1 protein-coding gene and 1 pseudogene are annotated in these 937 nt (G+C 52.8%); one reads left to right on the forward strand and one right to left on the reverse strand.

Annotated features, from left to right (window positions below; translation table 11 throughout):
- Positions 1-318: pseudogene (locus DVK07_RS23865) on the reverse strand (hypothetical protein); the annotation flags it as partial.
- Positions 319-477: 159 nt separating this feature from the next.
- Here DVK07_RS23865 and DVK07_RS19735 point away from each other — a divergent pair.
- A partial coding sequence (locus tag DVK07_RS19735; protein WP_121598532.1) for a hypothetical protein occupies positions 478-937 on the forward strand: 460 nt, incomplete at its 3' end.

Below are 937 nucleotides of genomic sequence, written 5' to 3' on the forward strand. Positions count from 1 at the left end.
CTGCGTAGGTAGGCGCTTTTCGACTTGGTCCTCTATTTCATCCAAGTCGTAATTACTGATACCTTTTATAATAAAATAATTCAGAGTTTGTCTACCGGCATACTTGTGTTGTCGAATTAGCTCCAACAACTGGTCATCATCCAATATCTCAATAACACGCTTCAGGTAGTGGGGGCCTCGACCAGGGATTCGGAGGTCACGGCTTTCGAGAAATCGGTCAATAGCCGCATGCGGCATACCTAGACTTTTGATTCTTTCCACACGCTCGCCGGTAGTACCGAGGTCAACGTCGCCGTCCGAGTCTGTGTCAGTTGACATAGAGGGATTATCTACGGATTGGCAGTATCCACAACACTGTCAATTAAACTTTATTTCCGATATATAAAGTAGATCGCCTCAAAGTGAAAGTAAAATCAGTAATAGAGCCGCTTTCTACCTCTCAAAATACTCAAGAGACCACTCTCACAAGACCTGTCTATGAGCGACGTGGTCTACGCGATTCGGATTTCTCACCTCGAATACTCCGGGCTCAAAATCATGGACATCAAGATGGGCAAGTCCACCGACATCGACAACACCCTCCGCCAGTACAGCCGGGGCAACCGCGACATCGAACTGCTCGACATGTGGACACCGAACCCCGACAAGACACTCTCCACCGCCGAACGCGGCGTCCAAGCGGTCGCCGAGCGATATGCCTACGACAAACAGAGCGAGAAGTTCGTCTTCCTCCAGGGCGCGTACCAGGAGTTCGCCGAGACGGTCAACATGCTCCTCCGGAACATGAGTCGCGACGACCTCGCTGCGGAGTCGGCATCGAGCGAGTCGGATGATGTCGACGATTACACCGGCACGACGCCCTCGGTGATCAAGATCCTCGGCGAGACGCACGACGTCGACAGCTGGGCGGACGCGCTGACGGTGGCCGTTGCGGCGA

Source organism: Halorubrum sp. Atlit-26R (genome assembly GCF_003666015.1).
Taxonomy (GTDB): domain Archaea; phylum Halobacteriota; class Halobacteria; order Halobacteriales; family Haloferacaceae; genus Halorubrum.